The sequence below is a fragment of the Mycobacterium sp. genome (assembly GCF_035603715.1).
Lineage (GTDB): Bacteria > Actinomycetota > Actinomycetes > Mycobacteriales > Mycobacteriaceae > Mycobacterium.
On the sequence record NZ_DATNJW010000649.1, the window covers coordinates 1 to 3140 of the forward strand.

The 3140-nt window shown below is 67.4% G+C and carries 5 protein-coding genes; 3 read left to right on the plus strand and 2 right to left on the minus strand.

Annotated elements, in window-relative coordinates:
- Both VN856_RS26280 and VN856_RS26285 read left to right on the plus strand, forming a co-directional pair.
- The coding region (locus VN856_RS26280) for a DnaJ C-terminal domain-containing protein (RefSeq protein ID WP_325694781.1) at positions 1-250 on the plus strand (250 nt) is incomplete at its 5' end.
- Positions 251-1003, plus strand: coding sequence for a 16S rRNA (uracil(1498)-N(3))-methyltransferase (locus VN856_RS26285; protein WP_325694783.1), 753 nt, complete (start codon positions 251-253; stop codon positions 1001-1003).
- Positions 1004-1093: 90 nt separating this feature from the next.
- On the opposite strand, the gene VN856_RS26290 is transcribed toward VN856_RS26285, so the two are convergent.
- Complete coding sequence (locus VN856_RS26290; RefSeq protein WP_325694784.1) at positions 1094-1729, minus strand: maleylpyruvate isomerase family mycothiol-dependent enzyme; 636 nt, start codon at positions 1727-1729, stop codon at positions 1094-1096.
- Positions 1713-2615 carry an alpha/beta hydrolase gene (locus tag VN856_RS26295; protein WP_325694786.1) on the minus strand — a complete coding sequence of 301 codons (903 nt, stop codon included), beginning with the start codon at positions 2613-2615 and terminating at the stop codon, positions 1713-1715. The genes VN856_RS26290 and VN856_RS26295 overlap by 17 nt, the downstream gene beginning before the upstream one ends.
- 87 nt (positions 2616-2702) lie before the next feature.
- Here VN856_RS26295 and VN856_RS26300 point away from each other — a divergent pair.
- Positions 2703-3140, plus strand: a 438-nt coding sequence (locus VN856_RS26300) for a TetR/AcrR family transcriptional regulator (protein ID WP_325694788.1), incomplete at its 3' end; no start/stop codon positions are given.

Here is a 3140-nt window from a genome sequence, read left to right on the forward strand (position 1 = left end):
CACCCAGCCCAGTTCGGTGACCACCCGCCGCGGCCACGGGATGCCGCATCTGCGTTCGGGTGCACGCGGCGATCTGCATGTGCACATCGAGGTGGTGGTCCCGGATCGACTGGACCACAACGACGCCGAACTGCTGCGGGAATTCAAGAGCCGCCGCGACCGCGACGTCGCCGAGGTTCGATCGACGCACGCGGCTTCCACCAACGGCGGATTGTTCAGCCGGCTGCGTGAAACCTTTACCGGGCGCTAATTGCCTGGCCTGTTCTACATCGAGGCGCTGCCCGACAGCGGTGAGCTGGCCGTCGTCGACGGCGACGAAGGCTTCCACGCCGCCACCGTGCGACGCATCCGTGAGGGTGAGGAGCTGATGCTCGGCGACGGCGTCGGCGGCCTGGCCCGCTGCGTCGTCGAGCACACCGGCCGCGACGATCTGCGGGCCCGGGTGGTCAAGCGTTGGCAGGTGCCGCCGGTCCAGCCACCGGTGACCGTGGTCCAGGCGCTGCCGAAATCCGAGCGTTCCGAGCTGGCCATCGAGTTGGCTACCGAAGCCGGCGCCGACTCGCTGGTGGCCTGGCAGGCCGCACGCTGTGTGGCCCGTTGGGAGGGCGCCCGCGCCGACAAAGGTATGCGGCGCTGGCGCGCGGTCGCACGCGCCGCCGCCCAACAATCTCGTCGCGCCTACATTCCGTCGGTCGACGGCGTGCTGTCGACTGCCGCGCTGACCCAGCGGATCGCCGACGAGGTGGCTTCCGGCGGCACGGTGCTGGCGCTGCACGAGTCTGCCGATGGACCGCTGACGGATCTGCGTTTGGCGCAGGCGAAGTCGGTGACGGTGGTGGTTGGCCCCGAGGGCGGCATCGCTCCCGACGAGTTGGCCGAGTTCGCGGCTGCCGGCGCCATCGCCGTTCGGCTGGGCCCGACCGTGCTGCGCACCTCGACCGCGGCGGCCGTCGCATTGGGCGCACTGGGCGTGTTGACGCCGCGGTGGGGCATAGCCGAATGATGGCCCGTCAGGCGCCGAGATCGACGCCAGCGTGACGCCTTCTCGACTTACTCCGCGCTAGCGTTGGTCTCGACGACGCATTGCTGAGCATTACCCGCGACTGTGGAGCAGTGCGACGCCATCACCACTGAGATGGTCGAGCGCCCACGAGCGCCCCGCCAGCGCCGAAGCCAGATGCGCTGACGTGCCCGACACGCAAAGTCCGCCTTCGCCGTACGTCCAGTCCGTGTCGGTGGCCTGCAGGCAGAGGCCGCGGGCCCGGGCTGCCGCGGGAACGAACGGATTAGGCACGCGGACTTGGGTTTCCAACACGGCGGTCATGGCTTTTGCATCGATGGTGGGCTGCAACCCCAGCGGTAGGACGATGTCGAGTTCGTGAATGATGTGATCGCCCAACAGCAGTCGCTTGGGAAAGACCCGCCCTAACCCGTGGGGTCGTTCGATCAAGGCCTCGAAGTCGTCAAAGAGTTCCGATGGCGTGCGCTGCACCGCCAGACGTTGGGCAAGCCGGGCGTTCGAGCGGTCGAACGATCCGCGATGCCGAGCCATCTCGAGAACAACGGTTCCAGCTGATACCTGACAGCCGACCACGAGATGGGCGAGCACGTCGTGGTTGGTCCACTCCGGGCACAGGCTGCGGCGTGACCAGTCGCGATCGGGCAGTGTTCGGGCGACAGCCAGGAATCGAAAGTCATTGTTCCGCAGGCGGTCACGGTTGGATGACACGAAGGTGCCTCCGCAGAAATGCGGTCTGGTCGGTCAGCAGGTCGTCGAGCAGCGGCTGGTGATAGACCTCGAAGTGATTTCCGTTGTAGTGGCGCATTTCTCCAAGTGGTGCCCTGCGGGCGACATCCTCGGCGTGACGTGGGTCCATTAGGGTTTCGCGTTGCGACACGCACACCAGCAGTGGCGCGGAGATCCGGCGTGCCACGTGCTTGGCGCTCGTCACCGCGATACCGATGGCGTTCGCCGCTGCGACCCTGTTGTCGAATCCGCCACCTGGATCGACCGTGGAGTTCCAGCCTTCCGCGGCGCCGGGAACGGTCACGGCGGCCAGGCTCCCCGGCGGTCCCACGATTGGGATATACCGGCGCCCGCGACCAGTTGCGAGGCGCAGCGCGTCGCCGAGAATCGCCGGTGTCAATCGCAGCGTGGCGCCGAGCCCGACGCGGCGCAGGGCGGCCGGCCCGGAAACGATCGGGCACTGAACGACTACGGCGGCGATGTCGTTCCGTTCGGCGGCGACCCGCAGTACGTGCATCGCCCCGAGACTGGTTCCCCACAGCGCCACCCTGGTGGCGTCCACGTCCGGTGACTCGCGCACGAAGTCGATCGCGGCACCCAGGTCGTGGCGGTGCCGTCGCAGGCTGAGTCGCTGCCGTGGGAGGCCGTCGGATTCACCGAGATGGCGATAGTCGAAGGCGAGGACTGCGACCCCGGACGCGGCGAAGTGCTGCTCATAACGGCGAAGCGCCATGGTGTGGTTCGCCCCGAATCCGTGCGCGAGCACGGCCACCGGATGCGGACCCGCGCCGTCCGGCAGGGTCAGCCAAGCTGCGCAGCGCTGGCCGGCAGATGGGAACGACGTGGCTGTTGTGCTGCTCGATCGCATCGTGTCACCTTTCTTACGTACGTTGTACGTTTTGTACATCACGTACGATGTACGTGTCAAACGAACACCGGGCGGAAGGGCGGGACGATGCGGGCGCGGTTCAGCGTCGCCGAGGTTGCGACGCAGGCATTGGAGATCGTCGATCGAGACGGTCTAGGCGGCCTGAGCATGCGCACGCTGGCAGCGACTCTGGGCACCGGACCCATGACGCTTTACAACTACGTGAATGATCGCGACGAACTCGAAGCGTTGGTCGCCGAAGCCGTGATCGCCGGTGTGGAACTTCCTGCGTCGTCGCAGGATTGGCGGCGTGACGTGCGCGCCATCGCAACGGCGATGTGGCAGACGGTCCGTCGCCATCCGAATGCGATTCCGCTGGTGCTGACACGTCGCACTGTGTCGGCCTCGAGCTACGCCGCCGCGGAGCGACTGGTGGAGGCGTTGGCGCGCGCGGGTCTGGAGGGGGTAGACCTGCTGGCGGCGTTTCGGGCAGTGCTCGGTCTGGTGATGGGTAGCGCACAGGCA

What these genes read in the sequence shown, in the direction of transcription:
- VN856_RS26295 (WP_325694786.1), bottom strand. Translation starts at nt 2,615, where the DNA reads ATGCGATCGAGCAGCACAACAGCCACGTCGTTCCCATCTGCCGGCCAG.